Here is a 21469-nt window from a genome sequence, read left to right as displayed (position 1 = left end):
CAATTTCCCCCTAGTGTAGCTCTAAACCCACCACATGTCGCCCAGCGGTTCCTCAATCAATACTTGCTGGAGATTTTGTACGGCTTTAGAGAATCCTTCTTCAACCGACATCAGACCGTCTTCGTGTTCAATACTTACAACATAATCGTAGCCTACGAGACGCAAGGCACTGATAATATCTGCCCAAGTCTTGTTATCATGACCATAGCCAACCGAGCGGAACTGCCAAGCACGGTCAAGCATGTTAGTGTAATCCTGCATATCTGTCAAACCATGTTTGTTTACGTTTACCGGATCGATCGTTGTATCTTTGGCATGGAAGTGATGGATTGCACCTTCACGTCCAAGAATGTGGATCGCTTGAACCGGATCGATTCCTTGCCACCACATGTGACTTGGATCCAGATTAGCACCAATAACTTCCCCTGCAGCCTCACGCAGTCTTAACAAAGTGGCTGGGGTATGCACTGAGAATCCACCATGCAATTCCAATCCTACTTTCACATTATGATCTGCTGCATACTTGCCCCACTCTGTCCAGTAAGGGATGACCTTGTTCTCCCATTGCCATTTCAACACTTCCTGGAAATCATTCGGCCACGGTGCAACAGGCCAGTTCGGATATTTCGCATCTTCATGGTCTCCCGGACAACCGGAGAATGTGTTCACTACAGGAACTTCCAGCTTTTGAGCCAATTGAACAGTTTTCACGAAATCATCGTGGAAACCTTTGGCGATATCTTTTTGTGGATGAAGCGGGTTACCATGACAGCTCAGTGCGCTGATGGTCAGACCGCGTGATTCCACTGCATTTTTGAAGTTTTTCAATGCTGCTTCATTGTTCAGAAGTTCATCCGGATTGCAATGTGCATTGCCTGGATGTCCTCCGGTTCCGATCTCAACTGCTTTCAAACCCTTGGATGCTACGTAATCAAGTGCATCCTCCAATTTACGTCCTCCGAATAGTACCAAAAATACGCCGAGTTTCAAGTGCGATTCCTCCCTGGATTAAATATCGTATAATTGCTGATTAAATGAACCAAGAACTGCATAAATGTACCGTTCAGATCACAAGTTTGTCTTCGTAGTGTGGAAAATCTGGAGCGTTTCTATCCTGAAATTAAACGTAACAATACTGGTTATTCCAGATGGAAAAACCACCTTCTTGTGTTGCCCTCACTTCAACTTTGAATCAACTGAATTGCCTTAATTTGATTGCACAGTTTCTGTCTGATCCTCATTCGCTTGGGTTACTGTACTTGGATCATAAGTACTCTCAAGCATGACGTGCTTGCCCTCCAATGAAGAGCGCTGGAATGCATGCATCGCTTCAAGCACGTGATACGCGAGCTGGCCGCTGGCTTTGTGTTCACGTCCGGCACGAATGGATTCGACCATCTCGGTAACACCAATTCCGCGTTCATTTTGTTTGCTCTCAAAAACAGGGGTTACCGTCTCCCACGTGTCCTGACCGAATCTGCGCAGCTTTACTTCACCATTGAAGAAGTTAGGATCCGGTACACTCAGCGTGCCTTCGGTTCCGTAAATCTCAATCCGCGGCAAGTCCGAAGCTCCACGAATATCGAAGCTGGTGATCATCGTTGCAATGGCACCGTCGGTAAAATCAATGGTACCCGCCAGGTGCGTCGGAGTTTGCACCCGCAGAGGCGTTCCTTCCTTCGGTCCCGATCCTATCACGCGATCCGTGATCTGAATGCCTGCAGAGGAGCTGATTCTCCGAATCGGTCCAAGCAATGTAACCAGAGCTGTCAGATAGTAAGGTCCCATGTCAAACATAGGTCCTCCTCCCGCAATATAGAAGAACTCCGGATCGGGATGCCATGCTTCGGGTCCGCCACCCATGAAGAAAGAAGTAGCCGCAATCGGTTTCCCGATCAGACCATCTACGATAGCCTGACGTGCTGTCTGAATGCCTGATCCAAGGAAGGTGTCTGGTGCAGAACCGACATACAATCCTTTTTCTTCAGCGAGTTCGATAACCTTGCGGCCGTCTTCGAGAGAAATAGCCAGTGGTTTCTCGGCATACACGTGCTTGCCTGACTCGAGCACAGCCAGATCGGTCATGGCATGACTGCCAGGCACCGTCAGGTTCAGCACAAGCTCGATTTCCTTATTTTGCAGCAACTCATCTACATTGTAAACGTTTGCGATATTAAATTCATCTGCCCGTTCCTGAGCACGTTCACGGATCAAGTCCGCAACAGCTACAATTTCAATGAGAGGGCTATTTTTGAGATTCTCCAGATATATGGCGCTAATATTACCGCACCCGATGATGCCTGCTTTTATTTTCTCCAATGTGACGTTCATCTCCTTACGCATGGTGAGAAGCTGTGATGAATGTTGTGCCTTGAATTTAATACTATGGTATTCCGTTTTGGGTTCAATTAAAATGAATAATATGATCGAAACATGAACTATCTGGTCATAATTTTCAAATTGCAAGGAGTATGCCAATGCCGACCGATTATTCCTGCCAGGTTCTTACAGCAGGCTTCTCATTTCATCGCAAACCCTATGCTGGTATTCATCCCGATGGGGTTAAGAACTACCTTCTAAGGCTGCAGACCGATGGTCGCTGCCGGGCAAGAATCAATGGCGAGATGTTGCTCGTCGATGCGGGCGATCTGCTTCTTTTCAGTCCGGACGAGCCTTATGAACTCAAAATAGACAATGAGCGTAATCCGATGGGGGAACGACTCGTAGAGAGCGGCGACTACCATATCTTTTTCAATGGTTCCTGGGTGGATGAATGGTGGGAACGCCACAAGAGACCGAACCGGGTTAAGGTCGAATTGACCGAAAGCCTGCTGACCCTGTTCCGTCAACTCGTGCTGGAGCAGCGCCGAATATCCAATCCATATCCCGAGATCTCCAGTTACTACATGCGTATCTTGTGTCTGGAAGTCGATCGCCTTCTCTCCGAGCATCCGACGATAACCAATACCAATTATGTGGCCTATGAAATAAAAAATTATATCGAGGAGAATGCTTCATCCCTGTTCAAGCTAGAAGATGTGGCAACCCATGTTGGCATCAGCGTGTCGCGCGGGGTTCATCTTTTCAAGGAGGCGTTTGGCAAAAGTATCATGCAGTACACCCTGGACGTACGGCTGAACATGGCCAGGGAACGGATCATTTTCAGTCCGATGACGCTGGAGCATGTCGCTGAATCGTCCGGATTTAACAATTACACGTATTTCCACCGTGTATTCCGCTCCCGGTTCGGCATGTCGCCGAAGGAATTCCGCCTCATTCACCGGGAACAGATGTAAGGTATTATACGTTAATCCTACTTATTTGCGCGCGGCAATCGCCTCGGATACCACCATCGCCAAGTCTTCGTTGCCAAACATGGACAACACACCCAGTACGGTATCATCCGGGATCTCGCCGGCTTCCTCCTTCGGCACAACCAGCTTCAGCACTTGCTGCAGCTGCTCATTACTCTGCTGATCCGGGTAGGCTTGCCGGTACATCTCTTCTGGGTCCAGTCCATGATTGGCACACCACTGGGCAAATACCAGAATCATCATTTCTTCTTCCTGTTTGTAGGTTTCTACGACCGCTTCCTCAATCTGTTTTCTTCGTTCTTTTTCATATTCATCCATGATGTCATTCCTCCATATGAGTTATGTTATTCATTCCGTTCTCTCAAAAAAGAATCACTTACGGATCAGCTGCTCTGCCAGCTCATGGCTATCCATTACGTGACTGGAGCTAATGATGCAATCGTCCGGCGTGTCCAGGTTAGCCAAGAAATGATCTACGGCTCCGCTAAATCCTCTGCGCGTTAATATGGAGTCCCAGCTGCCGAAGGTTTCCTTACGTTCAAGCTCTCCGCGTTCGGTATATCTGGCTTCTTCCATATTCACAACTTCCACCGATCTGCCTCCGCCGTGGAGTTCGATCTTCTCCAGGTCAGCCCCCGCCTCGCGTACCATATCGAATCGTCCGATGGCCTTTCTTCCAAGCTTGGCAGATCCGGCAGCATGAAGCAGCTGGTCCATTTCATTCTTGCGGATCCATTGATGAACCAACTCCACATTGTGATCCGAATACCATAACATCAGATCCAGCATATGAATCAGATCATCATAGATGGTTTTCGCTGCAGGAAGATTCTGAATGCCTGTCCGGTGCTTCGTTAACATCAAGGATTCGAACCCTTGTCCCCCTTGCATCCATGCTTTCGCTTTCTGGTACATCGGTGCAAATCTCCGGTTAAAGCCTACAGCAAGGAGCAGCCCCTGTGCCTCGGCAAATGCAGTCATCTCTTCCGATTCCCGCAAGGTGTAGGACAGCGGTTTGTCCACGTATACAGCCAGTCCCCGTTCCAAACATTGCATAACAATGTCAAAATGTGCTTCCGTCGCTGTATGTACAAAAACGGCATCCAGATCCCATGACAACAGTTCCTTCAGATCCGTCGTTCCGTTATCTAATCTATATGCGTGCTGAGCAGCCGCTACCGGCTCTGGAGACCGGTTCATAATACCGGCAATTTCCACTTCAGGATGCGCGGTTAACAGGGGTAAATATACTTTGCGCGCAATACCCCCAAGTCCGATAATCGCAGCTCGGGTTCGCTTTGTTGATACCATGATAAGCATTCCACCTTCAGATGAGTTCTAAGTTCCACGACCTATAGTGTAACCCTTCAGACAGCAACTTGCCAGTTGATCCAGCATCAAAGGATTGAATTATCCGGTTCCCTGGCTAACGTGGTACACTTGGGTAGAAAGGCATGTAGGAGCAGGAGATTTGAAGAATGTCCTGACCTGAAAGGAGCGTTTGGGGATTTGCGGAAATGGTTATGGCTCCTGTTGTATGTTTTGCTCGCCGGAGTCACGTTTATTTACAGATATGAACTGCTGGCATGGACCGATCAGAATCAGTCCATTCCCCTTCTCATTATCATAGCAATGCTTTTTGCGCTCGTACCTGTTATTCCCTACAAATTTGTAATCGCAGCCCTGGGATACAGTTACGGCACCACGACAGCAGCTTGGGTATGCTGGGTGGGGACCACACTCGCCGCGCTGCTTGTATATGCCGGGGCCAGATATGTATTTCGTTATCAGGCCAGAGCTTACCTGGATCGCATCCGTGGATTGAGCCGGTTCACCACCTGGATGGAGGCGCATCCCTTTATGGGCATCATGACGCTTCGTCTGCTTCCCGTTGTACCTCAAACTGCGGTCAATATCTATGCTGGCATGACCTACACACCATTTTGGGTGTTCATGGTCGCTACCGCCATCGGCAAAATGCCTGCGATTTTAGTTTTTGCCTATGCGGGGGCGCAGGCAGAAACCTCCATTTGGATGAGTCTGCTCATTCTGGTGGGATACTTGGCCGTTATGGGCCTTGTCTTACTGCTATTTCGTTTTCGGTCGAGAAAAAAGACGTAATTATTTAGCATCTGCATTGATTCATAAGGTTCATCCTCCCTGTCCGGCTTGGTTGGCTTGCCAATTCAGGATATAATAGAAGCGTAAGCCAAATTCATTGATCTTCATCAGAAATGGAGTGACTATAGCATGGAACAACATTTAAGCGAAAAAGCAACATTTGCAGGCGGATGCTTCTGGTGTATGGTATCCCCCTTTGAGGAACTGCCCGGAATCCATAAGATCGTATCGGGTTATACAGGAGGACATACCGAGAATCCAACCTATGAAGAAGTCTGTTCGGAGACGACAGGACATGTAGAGGCCGTACAAATTACGTTCGACCCTGCAATCTTCCCTTATGAGAAGCTCGTCGAATTATTCTGGCAGCAGATCGATCCGACAGATACAGGCGGACAATTCCATGACCGCGGATCCTCATATCAGACGGCCATCTTCTATCACAGCGAGGAACAGCGTCAGATTGCGGAAGCTTCCAAAGCAGCTTTGGAGCAGAGCGGACGGTTTGACAAGCCGATCTTCACACCTATTTTGCCAGCCAAACCATTTTATGAGGCCGAAGAACATCATCAGGATTACCACCACAAAAATCCGGCCCACTATAAACGGTATCGCAAAGGTTCCGGACGCGAAGATTTCATCGAGCGCAACTGGTCCGGCAATGTGGATAAAAGCAATCTGAAAGAGCGTCTGACTCCGCTGCAATACGAAGTGACCCAAAATAATGCAACGGAACCAGCGTTCCACAACGAGTTTTGGGATCACCACGGTGACGGAATCTATGTGGATATCGTCTCTGGCGAGCCTCTGTTCAGTTCAACGGACAAATACGACTCTGGCTGCGGCTGGCCAAGCTTCACGCGTCCATTGCGTGATTACAACGTGAAGGAAAAAACAGATCTCAGCCATTTCATGATTCGTACCGAAGTCAGAAGCCGTAAAGGGGATTCCCATCTGGGACACCTGTTCAACGACGGTCCTGTCGAAGCGGGTGGAATGCGGTACTGCATTAATTCCGCGGCTCTTCGATTCGTACCGAAGGAAGACTTGCAAAAAGAGGGATACGGTGAGTACGCTGTCCTCTTCAAATAAATGGAATACGATTGACTGAAATGTGCAACCATACCAAGGTTATAAAAAGCAGGAGCAGCGGGTGATCACCGCTGCTCCTGCTTTTTTCATCTTATTCTTCGAACAGATACGAGTTGTAAAGAGTTCTTGACACCCACACTTTTTTCCATTTACAATTCAGATGTAAAAAGTTCTTTACAACCTAATGGCACGAAGAGAGGTTGATTATGCAAAACCGGATTAAGCTGCTGCGGGAAGAGCTGGGCATATCCCAGGGTAAACTCGCCGAGTTGTGCGACGTCAGCAGACAAACCATTAACGCCATAGAGAATGACAAATATGACCCCAGTCTGCCGCTCGCATTTGCCATTTCTCAGGCGCTTGAGGTCACCATTGAGCAATTATTTCTTTATGAAAGGAAGAATCCGAATTGAAGATCAAGCATTGGAAAACGGCCATTACAGGTGTTGCAGCATTCATTGTGCTTACTACCGTTATTTATCGTACGGCAACAGGAAAGGATATTGGCTTCAACGATATCGCTTCACTCGGTGCAGTTACCCTCCTTTTCCTGTCGGCCCTAACTTGGGGTACCAAAGAGGATCAGGATGGGGTTCGTGAGGACGAAGAGCTGGGTAGACGCATTACAGAACAGAGCTCGAAGGTGGGTTATTTTTTACTTACCTTGTTTATCCTTGTCGCTGTTGGGATAGACCAATGGGCCCATGAGGAGCCAAGTCTCCTGCTATTATCGTTGCTTGGACTCTCCATGGTCACGCTTCCTTTTATCGAATGGGTTCACATGCGCAAATACAGGGCGGCAGAGGATTAACAAGGCCTGCTTCATCGTCCCTCCCCTTACGCCCTGTTTGCTACATCCAACCAACGATCCAGCCAATCCAGTACGCAAATGGAATGAGCAGCAATTGAGCCAGAAGTGTGCCGAATAAACGGGATACCAGCATGCAGCCATAGATCTGATTCATTCGGTCCAAACGGATTTCGCCTCGCAGGGATTTGTCACTGAGCAGGGAAATTCGCGGATCAATCAGGATCGTCAGCAAAATGGTTGCGATTCCGTTAATCAACCCTGTCGATTGAGATGCAGCAACTGCCTGACCTGGATACAGGTACGCTGCGTACAAACTGGACAATACACCAGTCGTATAAATGGCTGTCACCGCTACATTTAGCGTCATCAAACGTTTCGGCATTCCATGCTGCACTAATCGCTTAGCCATCTTCCAAGAGGGCGGCGTAAAATAATAAGTTGCGTTTCTGATCTTGGTTCCGTTCAACATCCCCCGTACCATCGCCGGAATGGAGCCCGCTGCTTCAAAATGAACAACCATTCTGGACGCAAGTTTCACCATTGTTGGAAAACAAAAGATGGCGATTGCAGTTCCTGCTGTCGCCGCTCCCATCAGCCAGTGCAGCTGCACGGCAAAATGTGAGTTCCCCCCACTCGTTGCAGTATCCACCAAATTCCCTACCATCGGCCCCTGGGCCATGTTGGATGTACGGGATACCAACAGCAGAATCCCTGACAATGAAAGGGCAAGTGCAATTCTGCGGGTTCGCAGCCCTCCAAGACGAAGCGCATAGGACAGGCTGTCTGCAGCATGTATAAGCATGGTAAACAGCATCGGAATAGCCAGACTCAGACTGAACATAGGATTGTACTCCTTTACCTTCCTGTAATTGGATATATTTGTACATGTTACAGCATTATACCCCTCCAGCTTGCAAAAGTATAGGAATGCCATCCCTGCATCATCGATCATTTCCCGTTCTCCGCCTATCCAATTTATCGTTTATCCCTTCTCCCACAGGGTAATATACAACTAACTCATTACTATACAGGAGGGACTCAGGCATGCCTTGGAACAAGAAGGATTATCCGGTATCCATGAAAAATCTGGAGCCCCGTGTCAGACACAAAGCGATTGATATTGCCAATGCCCTGCTTGATGACGGGTATGAGGAAGGACGCGCGATAGCCATAGCCACGGCCAAAGCCGAAGAATGGGATGAGAACCATCCTGCACAAGACTCATCGGATTCGGGCCAATCATCCGGTGATAGCGGTTCTGCTTCTAAACGCCGCCATTCGGAACCCGTCTCCTCTTCCAAAAGCCATGACAATATTCACGTCGTACCCACGGATTCAGGCTGGGCCATTAAGGAAGAAGGCCAATCCAAACATGTATCCACATTTGATACCAAATCTGAAGCGGTGGACGCCGCCAAAGAAATCAGCAGTGAGCAGAACATTCGGGCCATTATTCACAACCAGGATGGACAGATCGCTTCTTCCATCAAACCCTGACAGGTTTGTGAATCGCCCTGATCTGAATCCATAGGAAGACTAACATTCCAGCTTAGAAAAACAATCAAAAAGTCCTTTTCACCGCCACTCAGGCAGTCAAAAGGACTTTTTGATTGTTTCCATTAATGGGTGACCCCTCTAGCCACGGAAGCCCGGGGTGCAGGGGTAGCTACTGCTTTCGCTGCAGAAGGCATGGATACCTTCACAGCTGAGGTCGTAACGGTCCGGCGTGCCGGAACACTGACTACGTACGTAATGACTTTGCTGGCAATCCATACGGCCAGAATGGTATATAAAGTTTCCTTTACCGGAAGAAAGAAAAGGGATAGGCCCAATACAAACGCATCGCTGACAAAGAAAACCGTTCCCAGCTTCCATCCCTTCCAGCGGCTAACGAGCACGGCAAGAATATCATCTCCACCTGTCGCTCCGCCGAATCGGAGCACGATCCCTGCACCTACACCCGTCAATACGCCGGATAGGACTGCCGGAATCCACAGGTTTCCGTTGAATGACATCTGCAATGTGGAGTATCGCTCAAAGCCGTCATAGAACAGGGAAAATGCGCCGACGCCAATCAGCGCCTGGATCATGAACTTCCAGCCCTTGATGAACCAAGCCAGGATCATGACCGGGATGTCGAGTAACAGCATGCCGATGGCAGGCGATAACCCCGTTACGTATTTTCCGAGCAGGGCCAGACCGACAAATCCGCCCTCCGATAAATGATTCTGAAAATTAATGTGATAGTAAGCAAATGCCAAAATAAAAGTACCGAGCAGCATGATGGCGAGTTTTACCGCCTCAGCTTTAATGTGTTGTTTGGTTAACGATGTTCTCTTCATTCAGGTTCCCTCGCAGTTTGTAGGTTGGTTTTTTAGACCGACCGTACCCTGCAAAAGGCAAGCCTGGAAGAAATCATCGTATTTGTCCTTCGAATATTCATTCCAATCCCCTCTTTCGCAGAGTCAGCCGTTTTTTTGGAATACGGTTGGTTTACTCTACAAGGGGCGCTAAGTGTATGAGAGATCGTAACGTTTCCAGATCGTCCTTGGGGAGATTGTCCTTCGGGAACTCATGGTATCCTGATCCTTTCTGTCTGTTTGTGGTTAGCTATTTCAATTAAACATATACTTTACACTAATCACTTCGATTGTAACCCCTCTTGGGTCTACACTCTCCGTTAACGTGTAAAGGTTTAGTTTAAACTTCTATAGCTAACTTGCTTGTTCTTCTATTATATAACACCGACGTGGACGGGTCTAAACAGCAGACCCTTCAAAAATGCGCATAAAGCATGCTCTGGACGGCTCCAGCAGTCAAACAGCCACACCAGGACAAACAATGCTAACTAATGGTGCAACCTGCTCCTTCATTCTATGACCGATGACTGCGAATATAACTGTCCAGTCACCCAACTGTGACAATTTGGGTCCATTTTTTATTTTTAAGCGAATTTTAAAGGAATCATCGGGAGCTTTTACATACACTATAGCAAATGAAAATCGGCTTATTCTTGACCGGCGCGGACGTTTTCCAGACTTACTCTGCTGTTTATGGTATAATATAACAATTGATTCCCACTACCGTTTAAGCGAGGCGGATTGATGAAAACGTTGAAGCCAAGAGTCTTTATTGGCTGCTCGCTGGAAGCGAAGCCGATTGCAGCCGCAGTACACGAAAATTTGCGTTTCTCAGCCGAAGTTACTCCTTGGTACTCCGGTGTTTTCAATCCAAGCAGCTATACGATGGACGATCTGGAAACAGAGGTGCGCACGACGGACTTTGCCATTTTTATTTTTCATCCGGATGATATATCCAAAATTCGCGGGAAGTACTATGCATCCGTCCGGGATAATACAATGCTGGAAATGGGTTTGTTTATGGGCCGGTTGGGACGAAAGCGTATTTTTTTCATTCTTCCTGAGGATATTACGGACATCAAGGATGCCACAAAAATTGAAGGATTGCGTATGCCTACCGATCTGCTTGGTTTGAATCCACTGGTCTACGAAATTCGTTCTGATGGAAAGTGGGCGCCAGCCGTCTCGGTCGCATGCTCCAAAATCGCTGACAGTATTGAGGAACAAGGACGATGGGTTGATCCAGAATTGGAGAAAATCATCAATCAGCATAAAGTGACTGAAGGAGAAGCACGGTTACAACTGCTCAAACTGCTGAGATTCTTCAGAGAATTGCTGCGGGTTCGCAAAGCGGATGCCGTCATGCTTGACCGAATGAGCGATGCTCTTCGCACGGCATTTGTGTCCCATCCTCCTTTTGCAGTACGTGGTACGGCCATATACCGTACAGATGACAGTGGTTATATCGAGCAATTATGTGGTAATGTAGGGGAACCGGGGAGAAAATATGAGTTGTCTGCCAATGACGACAAGGAGCCGGATGACCCAAAGCGCATCCTGGTCATTGATTCTTACCGCGAAAATAAAATCAAGATTAACCTGTATGACGATTACCTTGAGAAAGAATATCTGCTATGCTATCCTGTAGCCAAGAGGTATGTGATTACGGTTCATATTATTGGACATATAGAAGCGGATGAGGCGGTATTTCAGCAGATTGACTTACAGAATCGTCAACTGTTTAACGCCATCAACGATTTGTTAGGAGGCGAACCGGAATGAAACCGGAAATGAAAAAAATAAGCAAGCGCTGGGGCAGCGAAAAAAAGGTACGCCTCAGCTCTGCGCCCGAATCATCACGACCGGTTCCGGAACCTAAGGAAGAAGATCGTTTCCACAAACCGGCCGTCCCGCTAATTACGATCGGCCCCTCGCTTAAGGGGAAGGAACGACCTTATAAGGTCATCCTGGAAAAAGAAGCTTTGTACGAGAAACCTCAATATTTAGCTTAACCTTCTATGCAACGTTCTCGAGCCTGCCGCTGAATCGGCAGCATTTCACAGTCCCCGCCGCCCAAGGCTGGGGCTTTTTTGTTAGCATTCTTCTGCAAACAAACCGGACCGTTCTCTCCCTGCTACTTAGGAATCCAATCCTGTAATTGCATTAAGCTATTTCTTACGCTCTTAGGTTTCCTGCAAAACCCAAAAATTATACCTAAATTTTGGAGCACGCTTGTCCTGATCCCCTTAATTGAACAACATGGTCCTGCTGAAAATTTGATCCCATTTTTTTCTTGTTGTATTCCGTATCATCCTTGCATATATTGATTATAATATAAGAACACATGTTCTGTAAATAAATATGTTTCGATCTCAAGGTTAAGGAAGTGAATGTATGTCATCCTCCTCTTCCGCCCCATCCCCTGCGGATGAAGACCACCGTTTGGTTAAAAGCCTTGTTGTGCGTACCCTGCTCCTGGATGTGCTTGAACGAGATATTCGCACCCTGGATACCCTTCTGCTGAAAATGCCCGAGGTATACGTCCTGTCCCTAACCCGCATTCAAAATCAGGTGCTCAAAGAAATGCTGGCGGTAAAGCAGCAGATGCGGAAACGTGGTGTCAAGATTCTAGAGGAGAAACGTGAAAAGGAAGGCATCGAAACGCTCTACCTGTGCAGAGGATATTGGCAGCGGTTCTACATGCTCTGGACGTTCGCACGTAATGAAGTCAAGCAAGAACTCAGCCGGCATCTGCATATTGATCTGACGCAGCGCTTATAGCTTGAACTGGGAATACAGGTTGACCCGGAGAGGCCGGGTTCATTAAGATGGAAGGGAACGTTATCGACAATGAACCTATTCAGACGTGTAATGAATTCTCCTAGAACATACAAGACTGCCGCCCTTGCTAAGGCAGACAGACTTCTATGGTCAGAATTCCCTCAGACGTCTCATCACTCAAGGAGTTGTACTTCATGAATTCAATTTCGGGTAACCAACCATCCAGATATACGGGCATTGCCGCCAATGTAACCGAGTTGATCGGGCAGACGCCGGCCGTAAAACTGAACAGGCTCACAGGAAGCGACTCTGCTGACGTATATGTCAAACTGGAGTATTTCAATCCAAGCGGCAGTGTCAAGGACCGCGCAGCTTACAACTTAATCGTTCAGGCTGAACGGGCAGGCCTGCTGCTTCCCGGAGCAACTATCATCGAGCCGACCAGCGGCAATACCGGCATCGGTCTGGCGATGAATGCAGCTGCCAAAGGATATAAGGCCATTCTGGTCATGCCTGACAATATGTCCAAAGAGCGCATCAACATTCTGAAAGCCTACGGCGCAGATGTCGTGCTTACTCCTGCGGCTGAGCGGATGCCCGGGGCAATCCGCAAAGCGAAAGAGCTGCACGCTGACATTCCGGGAAGCTTCATTCCTCAGCAATTCGAGAATCAGGCCAATCCGGACATTCACCGGGTTACCACTGCTCCAGAGATTATGCAGCAGATGGAGGGCAAGCTGGATGCGTTCATTGCAACTGCAGGCACAGGCGGCACCATCACCGGAACTGGTGAAGAGCTGCGCAAGCAGCTGCCGGATATCCGGATCTATGCGGTGGAGCCCAAAGGTTCACCCGTGCTATCCGGCGGCGAGCCCGGTCCCCACAAGCTCGTCGGTACAAGTCCCGGATTCATTCCGGACATTCTGAATACCGACGTGTGGGACTCCATTATCCAGGTGTCCGATGAGGATGCACTGGATACGATGCGGCAGCTTGCTGCCCGTGAAGGGCTGCTGCTCGGCCCTTCGTCAGGCGCTTCAGCGTGGGCCGCACTGCGCATTGCGAGGGAATTGGGGCCAGGTAGCCGAGTGCTCTGTATTGCGCCGGATACCGGGGAACGGTATTTGAGCATGGGCATTTTTTAACACATCCAGAATCTGTCCCCCTAAACAAGGCTGCCCCATGAGTCATAAAGATGACCGAGGGCAGCCTATTCGCATCCATTGGTTCTATGAACCTTCGCCGAATTGGTCGTTTTTAGATGGGAGAGGTCATTTTTTTGATGAAATAACGTTACTGAGGCTCGTTAACCTTCGCCTATACTCTAAACCTCATTGCCGATAGGAAAATATGAAAATATACAGATCAAAATTAAAATAAAGCTCTTGCTCAACCACAGATTGTTAATCTGCAGAGAACAAGAGCTTACCTTGATAAGGAGTCATTTCAAGAACATTTAATGTAAACCAATCAGTGTGTCAGCGTCGTCCATTCCACGCCTTTGGGAAGCAGAGCCGCAATACGGTCTTTGGCTTCCTTTTTGGTATACAGCGATTCATCGAGAATGACTGCAGAACCCGAGTCACTGCTTGTGCGGATCAAACGACCCAGACCTTGCTTCACGCGCAGAAGCATGTATGGAAGATCAATCTCTTCGTATGGTGCCGCCGATGCACTGCGTTTAGCGTTAAAGACAGGATCCTGCGGTGGATACGGAAGCGACCAGATCATAACATTGGATAATGAAGGTCCTGGAACGTCCAGCCCTTCCCACAGATTGACGGAGCACAGCACACTCTCCTCATCCTCCTGGAACGCTGCGATCAGATCACTGATCTCCCGATCTCCCTCATACATGAAGCGCAGTCCTTGTGCTTCCGGAACATGAACAATGTCCTGTTTAAACGCAAGCAGCTCTTCCATGGTACGGAACAGAATAAGCGCACGACCTCCGCTCTCCTGGAGCATGGACACAGCGTCTCGCATTCGATTTTCGTTCTCCGGGTGACCTGGTACAGCTTGATCTGTAATTTTCATCTTCATTTTGTCCGCATAGTCATATGGAGAAGCAACCGAGAACGATACAAAATCATCAATGCCCAGACTGTCCGCCACATAACGGAAGGAATTGTCCACAGACAGTGTTGCAGACGAGAATACAATTGGAATCCCCGTATTGAACACGCGCTCGTTCAGGATTTCTTTTACCGTGCGCGGCATGATGGACAACGTTGTCTCATCTTCATTCTCTTCAGCCCAGCAGATGTACCCGTCTTCCTTGCGGAACAATGACAATGCGGTCTGAATCATGTCCAAGTGCTCTTCCACAACCCTCATCTGATACCCATCCAGCGAGAACAATCCGCTCTCGAATACCAGCTCTTCCCCAATCGCATCCAGCACACCGGTCAGACGTTCAATTTCACGCAGCAGCGGCGCTTCTACCCGAACTTCCTTCCGTTCTGAGCCTGGAATCGCCACCGTATACGTATCCAGCAGTCTAAACAGTCGCTCACTGCTCTCAATGGCTTCGTCCACACGTTCTGCAAGGGTTTCACGAATCTCCCCTTCCAAAAGCCGGGTTACAAGTTCCTCGAAGATGCGGTGTTTCAGTTTGTAGCTGAGTGCGTTCAGCGCGGCCTCTTCCAACAAATGCCCTTCATCAAAGACAACCGAGCTGTGATCAGGCAGCAGCGGCAGCTGTCCCTCGCGTTTGCGTGCCTCATAGGTCCACACATGCTCCATGTAGTAGTCATGGGAACAGATGATGATGTCCTTGGAGCGGCGATAGTGATCACGTGATAACGTCAGGCCGCAGCGCTGTCTTTTTGGACAAACAAAGCAATCCTGGAATGGGTCCCAGTTGATCTTATTCCACTGGCGATCGTTCAAATGCGGATACTGTTTACGGTCACCATAGGGATGGAAAGCCTGAAGCGTTCCAGGTGTATTCACGAAATCAGGCAGGCTCTCATGTACTTCTTCAATGACAGGCGCATCCTCATCCGCGAATCTTACCGCACTTAATTTGTTCAAACAAACGTATTGATCTGGTGATTTACCGAGACGAGCGTCCACCTGAAGATCCAGATGTTCAGCCAGCTTCGCAATATCTCCGCCCGGCTTCACCAATTGTTCAATCAATGACTCATCGGCGCAGGCAATCACTGCCGGTTTGCCGGTATAACGTGCATAACAGACCGCATAGAGCAGGTAGACTAAGGTCTTGCCTGTCCCTACACCGGCCTCAGCCATAATGGTCTTTTTATCTCCATAGGCCCGTTCGAGCTGGTACGCCATAAAAATCTGTTCATCCCGTACCTCGAAGCCGGACTCAGGCAAAATATCGTAAAAAACATCAGCCACCCACTCCCCCAAACGGGATACAAAGGGCTCTGCCGGGTCATATGCAAAAGGATAACGTTGTGTAGACAATCCTTGGTCAGCCTCCATTCTTATACAAGCGGTCCTTATCATTTTCCGTTCAAAAAAGGCCGCTGGGCAAATGTTAATTATCTCATGCCATGAGGTAAGTGACAAGCTTTTTTTACTGCAATGGATGTATAGAACAAGGATGCAGGGAAATTATATACTCGAATCCATCAAAAGGAAAGGTGGTGCTCCATGAATAACCATTCTTCACAACCAGAGCATTCCCCAGACACGGCACCAGAGACATTAACGGATCGTCAGGGCCATCCCGTCACCGATAATCAGAATGTTCGAACCGTCGGCAGCCGGGGACCGACTACGCTGGAGAACTATCATTTTCTCGAAAAGATCACGCATTTTGACCGCGAACGTATTCCTGAACGGGTTGTACATGCTCGCGGGGCTGGCGCTCATGGCATATTCGAAGCGTACGGAACAGCCGGCGATGAGCCTGTATCCAAATATACGCGTGCTCGTCTGTTTCAAGAGAAGGGCAAAGAAACCCCTGTGTTTGTCCGTTTCTCCACGGTAATCCACGGTGGGCATTCACCGGAGACACTTCGTGACCCGCGCGGCTTTGCCGTGAAGTTTTATACTGAAGACGGCAACTGGGATCTGGTTGGCAACAACCTGAAAATCTTTTTCATTCGTGATCCGCTAAAATTCCCGGATATGGTTCATGCCTTCAAACCAGACCCATTGACCAATGCACAGGATATGGAGCGTTTTTTTGACTTCGTTTCGCTTAGCCCTGAAGCCACCCATATGGTTACATTCCTCTTCTCCCCATGGGGAATTCCAGCGAATTATCGCCAAATGCAGGGATCAGGCGTCAATACATACAAATGGGTAAACCAAGAAGGCACGGGCGTACTCATTAAATATCACTGGGAACCCCTCAAACAAGGGATACGAAACCTGCTGCAAAAAGACGCCAGCGAGATTCAGGGACAGAATTTCAACCACGCCACACTGGATCTGTATCATGCGATTGAACAAGGGGATTACCCGGAATGGGAGCTGTGTGTTCAGATCATGGAAGACGGCGAACATCCGGAACTGGACTTTGATCCGCTCGACCCCACCAAGCTGTGGCCCCCAGAGCAATTTCCGTTTTTGCCTGTTGGAAAAATGACCTTGAACCGCAATCCCGAGGATTACTTTAACGAAGTGGAACAAGCTGCATTTGGAACCGGGGTACTCGTGGATGGACTGGATTTCTCGGATGACAAATTGCTGCAAGGCCGCACCTTCTCCTACTCGGATACCCAACGTCACCGGGTTGGAGCGAACTATCTGCAGCTGCCTGTGAATGCTCCCAAAAATCGCGTAGCTACCAACCAAAGCGGTGGTCAGATGCAGTACAAAGTCGATCGTGCGCCAGGGCAGAACCCGCATGTGAACTACGAACCTTCTTCTCTGGGTGGTCTGTCCGAAGCGGCTCCGCGGGGCAAGGAGCATGAACCTCTTATTGAAGGTCATCTGGTCCGGGAGAAAATTCCGCGCCCTAACGACTTTGGTCAAGCCGGTGATACGTACCGGGCGTTTGAAGATTGGGAACGAGACGAATTGGTCAGCAACCTGGTCGGTGCGCTCTCCAAATGTAAACCGGACATTCGTGAGCGCATGATCTCACACTTCACTCAGGCTGATGCCGACTACGGTCGTCGTGTAGCTGAAGGTCTGGCTTCCGTTCCAACTGACGATAGTGCCACGGTTCAGCCAAAACATGAGCAAGGTGTGGATGAAGCATCCCGGCGCGGTCATGAAGCAGATCCGTATTAAGAGTCAGCGGGGACATTAAGTGGTAAAAGAAGTGATGTAAGTTGCACAAATTCATACAACGGATCACTGTGTAGTCCTTGCCCCTGTAGTCCATCTGTCTAATGCAGATGCTACCGGGGCTTTTTGGGCTGCACAAATGGACCGATTCTCTTGCAATCAGTCTTTCCTCTTCAATTTTCAAAGTAGTTTCAGGTTCATTTCGGTGGATTGAGCGTTGTTCTTATGCCGTTTGTTATAAAACGAAGTTCCACTCGGACGTTCATTTCAGACGATTGCTCGTTAAATCAGGGCTATGTGCCAATGAAAGGATTATGCATCACCTTTTAATCAGACTGCGGTTCGGCCCCCAATGCTTGACCCACCAGCTTGTGCAGCTGACCCAATGAGATGATTATTGTTGATAACGCTTACACGTTTTACGATGAATCTGTGCCTTACCGAAATGCACTATCCCATTAACCAAGGAGGTTTCACAATGAAATGGTTCCCTTCTGTTTCTAATTATCCATCTGTACGCTCTGAACGTTCATGGAAATCGAAAATGGCTTATCTGTGTTTGAGTACGGCTTTTCCTCTATTGCTATTAGGTGGTGGATTAGCTGGTGCGATGGAACTTACGGAAAGTGGTGTGCAAAATTCGTCTGAACAGTCAGCCGCAACAACTCCTGCTGCACTCGCTGCTGGTGATTTATATGTCGCTCCTAACGGATCAGCAAGTAACCCGGGAACACTGGCAAGCCCAACCACACTCGCATATGCATTGACTCAGATTGCTCCGGGCAAGACCATTTATCTGCGAGGTGGAACCTACAGTTTTTCGGAAACGGTCACCATTGAACGAGGCAACAGCGGTACATCAGGACAGCGCAAAAATCTGGTCGCCTACGGATCGGAAAAGCCTGTCTTCGATTTCTCAGCCCAAGCCTTTGCGTCCACGAATCGGGGCTTGCAAATGTTCGGGGACTACTGGTTCGTTAAAGGGCTTGAAGTAAAAGGGGCAGGCGATAACGGGATTTTTATCGGGGGCAGTTACAACCGTCTGGAGCAAATCGAGGCTCATCATAATCGGGATACGGGAATTCAGCTGGGACGATATGCATCCACCGCCGCCAAGAGTGAATGGCCTGCTTACAATGAAGTCATCCGCTCCTACTCTCACGACAATTATGATCCCGATAACGGCGAGGATGCGGACGGTTTTGCCGCGAAATTGACGGTAGGTCCGGGCAACCTCTTCGATGGCTGCATTGCAGCCTACAATGTGGACGATGGATGGGATTTGTACAGCAAAACAGATACGGGTGCTATCGGTGTCGTCACGATTCGTAACAGCATTGCGTACGCCAATGGCGCTACTTCGGACGGTACATCCACCACCGATAGTGATGGGAACGGCTTCAAGCTGGGCGGCGAGAAAATTGCCGTGAATCATATTGTGGAAAACAGCATTGCCTTCAATAATAAAAAGCATGGCTTCACATACAACAGTAATCCCGGTTCCATACAAATGAAAAACAACACATCTTGGAACAACGGCCAAAGCAATTTTGCCTTCGACGTGGGCACCCATATCTTCACCAACAACCTGTCCTTCCAGGGCGGCGCCAGTGACAAAACAAGTGGAACGGATGTCAGCAGTACCAACGTCTGGTGGAAAAACAAAAAGAGCGTGAACGACAAAGGCCTGCTCGCGAGCGCAGCCGACTTTATTTCCCTCGTGCCTTCGGTGACCCGCAGCATCGACGGAACGCCAATTCTAGGCAATTTCCTGAAGCTTGCTGCAGGTAGTGATCTGATTGGCTCGGGTACGCCATCCGGTACGAATATTGGGGCGAGATAGATGATAGTTCGTGAGGTCCGAAAGATAATCTAAATGCAAAATCCCCTTCTCCATTACCACCGTTTAGGCGGAACGGAGAAGGGGATTTTTGAATTGGTCTTGTAGTTCTGCATCAAGCCGATATACGGCGATTAAGTCCTGCTACGTTTTTAGATACCTTCATTTGTGATTCTAAGCTGGATGAGAAGAAGGCAACCGAATAGGCCCTTTGCCACCTGACATACTCCCACGAACCATCTGAAATGCCATGAATAGCTGGCTGAACTTCAGTGAAGTTAGCATCATCTGAGCGTACTTATCAGATACAGGTTCGCCTGTCATCGGATGAATGCCCATCTCAAATGCCTTGATCTGCATCGCATAGATATCTTCCCCAGGCGGTTCTACCTTCACAGCTTGCATGTGATTGATATCCAGATGCCCCTGATCCCTCTGATAAGCCTGAAGGGCAGCCTGATCTGCAACACCATCCTCATTGACAGGCAGCCACATTAACTTTCCAAACATATTAACTTGTGCCATTCGATAGCCCTTATCATTCGAACCTGTGTTATTTACCGAATTTCTCTTCATCGCTGCCGCACCCACGGCACCAATAGCACCGCCCAGATTCAACTGCTCAGCTTCTGCATTCTCAAAACGCATGACGATATCCTTCAATTCCTTGGGAGGTCTTCACCACACTCTCCAACGCTTTATCCAGTATAGGGCGTGACCGTTCAAACTCATAGAAAAATCGCTCCTGCGTTGCCTACGGTCCTAACTCACTTCTCCACTCTGTGAAGGATACTGAAATACAATATCAAAATAAAAACCAGCCCATAAGATGCGCTGGCTTGCTAACTAGCACTCTTTTTAATAGCAAAGTTGGAATTTTCGCTATTTCTCCTCTGAATATATAAATACATAATTACTCTCATCCGACTTCTCTTCTGAGAAAACAAAACCTAACCGATCAAATTCCTTAATATCCCTCACATCTGTAATTTTTCGCTCTGCCATATGCCGTACCATTTCGCCTCTGGCCATCTTGGCCCGGGTTGCCTTTTCAACAACCTTCCCATCGACTATTTGTCCGAAAACACAAGTGATAAACCGGGTTTCCTCTCTCAGAAAAGGCGTGATGTTTTTGCTGTACTCTTTGGAAGCTAAATTCAGAATACAGTTGCTTTCCGACTGAAGCTGATCTGCTAATTTGCTGCCCCAAAATTGATAAAGGGAGCTAAACCCCAGACCTTGCAACTTGCCCTGCATCTCCAACCTATAGGGAGTAACTCCATCCGAAGGCCGTAACATGCCATAAAAACCGGATAATATGCGTAAATGCTGCTCCAGATACTCCAGTTCCTCCTTTTGAAAAACAACAGGCGCCATATACTGATACTGAATGCCCTCATAGGCATAAATGGCTGGCGTAAGATGGTCCTTTAAATTCATATTCCGAATCCGCTCCACGTTTAGTTCGGCGATTGCATCGTTACACTTCCACAATGCTTTGAGTTCGTCATAGGTTAACTTTTGAAGCAGACTTAGTAATTTTTCCGACTCATTTATAAAATGCGGCTGCTCACAAGCCATAAGATCGGTATCGATCTTCATCTTTTTTGCAGGTGATATGATAATTCTCATTATGCTGATCCATCCTTAAACTACTGTTGTTTTTGTCGTTATTCATTGTACAGGAAAGGTTAGATGATTCCAATGCGAAGGAAGTTCATTCCCATAGTGGTGGTGCGTTGAACAGAACTAAAAAATGAACAAACCAGCCCACAAATGGATTGGCTTGCTCATTACAATTCATAAAATTCAATTGATTTTGGAATAAGAATCAAGCGTTATAGATTCTCATAATTAGCATATTCAACATACATGTTTAGTTATCGATTTCTAAAATCAGCAATAGCCCTTCATATGCTTCTCATAGACCTACGAT

General features: G+C 48.1%; 20 protein-coding genes and 1 pseudogene. 12 read left to right on the top strand and 9 right to left on the bottom strand.

Annotated elements, in window-relative coordinates; translation table 11 throughout:
* Window positions 1-21: 21 nt before the first annotated feature.
* Window positions 22-990, bottom strand: coding sequence for a sugar phosphate isomerase/epimerase family protein (locus ABGV42_RS25305; RefSeq protein ID WP_347384201.1), 969 nt, complete (start codon window positions 988-990; stop codon window positions 22-24).
* A 216-nt stretch (window positions 991-1206) separates the two neighbouring features.
* Entirely contained in the window at window positions 1207-2319 is a 1113-nt protein-coding gene (locus ABGV42_RS25300; RefSeq protein WP_347384200.1) for a Gfo/Idh/MocA family protein, read from the bottom strand.
* A 158-nt stretch (window positions 2320-2477) separates the two neighbouring features.
* On the opposite strand from ABGV42_RS25300, the gene ABGV42_RS25295 reads away from it, so the two are divergent.
* Window positions 2478-3296 carry a helix-turn-helix domain-containing protein gene (locus tag ABGV42_RS25295; RefSeq protein ID WP_347384199.1) on the top strand — a complete coding sequence of 273 codons (819 nt, stop codon included), beginning with the start codon at window positions 2478-2480 and terminating at the stop codon, window positions 3294-3296.
* Window positions 3297-3317: 21 nt separating this feature from the next.
* On the opposite strand, the gene ABGV42_RS25290 is transcribed toward ABGV42_RS25295, so the two are convergent.
* Window positions 3318-3632: a hypothetical protein gene (locus ABGV42_RS25290; RefSeq protein WP_347384198.1), complete on the bottom strand. Its 315-nt coding sequence runs from the start codon at window positions 3630-3632 to the stop codon at window positions 3318-3320.
* A 54-nt stretch (window positions 3633-3686) separates the two neighbouring features.
* Complete coding sequence (locus ABGV42_RS25285; protein WP_347384197.1) at window positions 3687-4625, bottom strand: Gfo/Idh/MocA family protein; 939 nt, start codon at window positions 4623-4625, stop codon at window positions 3687-3689.
* 198 nt (window positions 4626-4823) lie between these two features.
* Here ABGV42_RS25285 and ABGV42_RS25280 point away from each other — a divergent pair, with 198 nt between their 5' ends.
* The 4 genes from ABGV42_RS25280 (at window position 4824) to ABGV42_RS25265 (ending at window position 7338) form a co-directional block, all read left to right on the top strand.
* On the top strand, window positions 4824-5435 hold the full coding sequence (locus ABGV42_RS25280) for a TVP38/TMEM64 family protein (protein WP_347384196.1): 612 nt from the start codon (window positions 4824-4826) through the stop codon (window positions 5433-5435).
* Between the two features lie 129 nt (window positions 5436-5564).
* A complete protein-coding gene (msrA, locus tag ABGV42_RS25275) occupies window positions 5565-6527 on the top strand; it encodes a peptide-methionine (S)-S-oxide reductase MsrA (RefSeq protein WP_347384195.1) in 963 nt (320 codons plus the stop codon).
* Window positions 6528-6733: 206 nt separating this feature from the next.
* Entirely contained in the window at window positions 6734-6940 is a 207-nt protein-coding gene (locus ABGV42_RS25270; RefSeq protein WP_347384194.1) for a helix-turn-helix transcriptional regulator, read from the top strand.
* On the top strand, window positions 6937-7338 hold the full coding sequence (locus tag ABGV42_RS25265) for a hypothetical protein (RefSeq protein ID WP_347384193.1): 402 nt from the start codon (window positions 6937-6939) through the stop codon (window positions 7336-7338). Before ABGV42_RS25270 ends, ABGV42_RS25265 begins: the two co-directional genes overlap by 4 nt.
* A 40-nt stretch (window positions 7339-7378) precedes the next feature.
* Here the strand turns inward: ABGV42_RS25265 and ABGV42_RS25260 are convergent, their stop codons facing one another.
* The gene (locus ABGV42_RS25260; protein WP_347384192.1) at window positions 7379-8179 is read right to left on the bottom strand and encodes a lipid II flippase family protein; all 801 of its coding nucleotides are present in this window, start codon (window positions 8177-8179) and stop codon (window positions 7379-7381) included.
* Between the two features lie 203 nt (window positions 8180-8382).
* On the opposite strand from ABGV42_RS25260, the gene ABGV42_RS25255 reads away from it, so the two are divergent.
* Entirely contained in the window at window positions 8383-8835 is a 453-nt protein-coding gene (locus ABGV42_RS25255) for a DUF2188 domain-containing protein (protein WP_347384191.1), read from the top strand.
* Window positions 8836-8957: 122 nt separating this feature from the next.
* Here the strand turns inward: ABGV42_RS25255 and ABGV42_RS25250 are convergent, their stop codons facing one another.
* Window positions 8958-9680 (bottom strand): YitT family protein, encoded by a 723-nt coding sequence (locus ABGV42_RS25250; RefSeq protein WP_347384190.1) that lies wholly within the window; start codon window positions 9678-9680, stop codon window positions 8958-8960.
* A 762-nt stretch (window positions 9681-10442) separates the two neighbouring features.
* On the opposite strand from ABGV42_RS25250, the gene ABGV42_RS25245 reads away from it, so the two are divergent.
* From ABGV42_RS25245 to cysK, 4 genes are all read left to right on the top strand, one after another.
* A complete protein-coding gene (locus ABGV42_RS25245) occupies window positions 10443-11480 on the top strand; it encodes a nucleotide-binding protein (protein ID WP_347384189.1) in 1038 nt (345 codons plus the stop codon).
* Window positions 11477-11710 carry a hypothetical protein gene (locus tag ABGV42_RS25240; RefSeq protein ID WP_095290332.1) on the top strand — a complete coding sequence of 78 codons (234 nt, stop codon included), beginning with the start codon at window positions 11477-11479 and terminating at the stop codon, window positions 11708-11710. The genes ABGV42_RS25245 and ABGV42_RS25240 overlap by 4 nt, the downstream gene beginning before the upstream one ends.
* Window positions 11711-12092: 382 nt before the next feature.
* Window positions 12093-12479 (top strand): hypothetical protein, encoded by a 387-nt coding sequence (locus ABGV42_RS25235; protein ID WP_347384188.1) that lies wholly within the window; start codon window positions 12093-12095, stop codon window positions 12477-12479.
* Between the two features lie 194 nt (window positions 12480-12673).
* Entirely contained in the window at window positions 12674-13624 is a 951-nt protein-coding gene (cysK, locus tag ABGV42_RS25230) for a cysteine synthase A (RefSeq protein WP_347384187.1), read from the top strand.
* 325 nt (window positions 13625-13949) lie between these two features.
* Here cysK and ABGV42_RS25225 read toward each other — a convergent pair whose 3' ends face one another.
* Entirely contained in the window at window positions 13950-15932 is a 1983-nt protein-coding gene (locus ABGV42_RS25225) for an ATP-dependent DNA helicase (RefSeq protein ID WP_347384186.1), read from the bottom strand.
* A gap of 171 nt (window positions 15933-16103) precedes the next feature.
* Between ABGV42_RS25225 and ABGV42_RS25220 the strand changes: the two are divergent.
* Together ABGV42_RS25220 and ABGV42_RS25215 are read left to right on the top strand one after the other, a co-directional pair.
* Window positions 16104-17595 (top strand): annotated as a pseudogene (locus tag ABGV42_RS25220) (catalase); the annotation flags it as partial.
* A gap of 708 nt (window positions 17596-18303) precedes the next feature.
* On the top strand, window positions 18304-19536 hold the full coding sequence (locus tag ABGV42_RS25215) for a right-handed parallel beta-helix repeat-containing protein (RefSeq protein ID WP_347384490.1): 1233 nt from the start codon (window positions 18304-18306) through the stop codon (window positions 19534-19536).
* Between the two features lie 171 nt (window positions 19537-19707).
* Here ABGV42_RS25215 and ABGV42_RS25210 read toward each other — a convergent pair whose 3' ends face one another.
* A complete protein-coding gene (locus ABGV42_RS25210; protein WP_347384184.1) occupies window positions 19708-20181 on the bottom strand; it encodes a hypothetical protein in 474 nt (157 codons plus the stop codon).
* Window positions 20182-20415: 234 nt separating this feature from the next.
* Window positions 20416-21165: a peroxide stress protein YaaA gene (yaaA, locus tag ABGV42_RS25205; RefSeq protein WP_347384183.1), complete on the bottom strand. Its 750-nt coding sequence runs from the start codon at window positions 21163-21165 to the stop codon at window positions 20416-20418.
* Between the last annotated feature and the right edge of the window lie 304 nt (window positions 21166-21469).

It is taken from the genome of Paenibacillus pabuli (assembly GCF_039831995.1).
In the GTDB taxonomy this organism is placed as follows: Bacteria; Bacillota; Bacilli; order Paenibacillales; family Paenibacillaceae; genus Paenibacillus; species Paenibacillus pabuli_C.
Note: the sequence above shows the minus strand (reverse complement) of the source record. Positions and strands in the feature narration are given on the sequence as shown.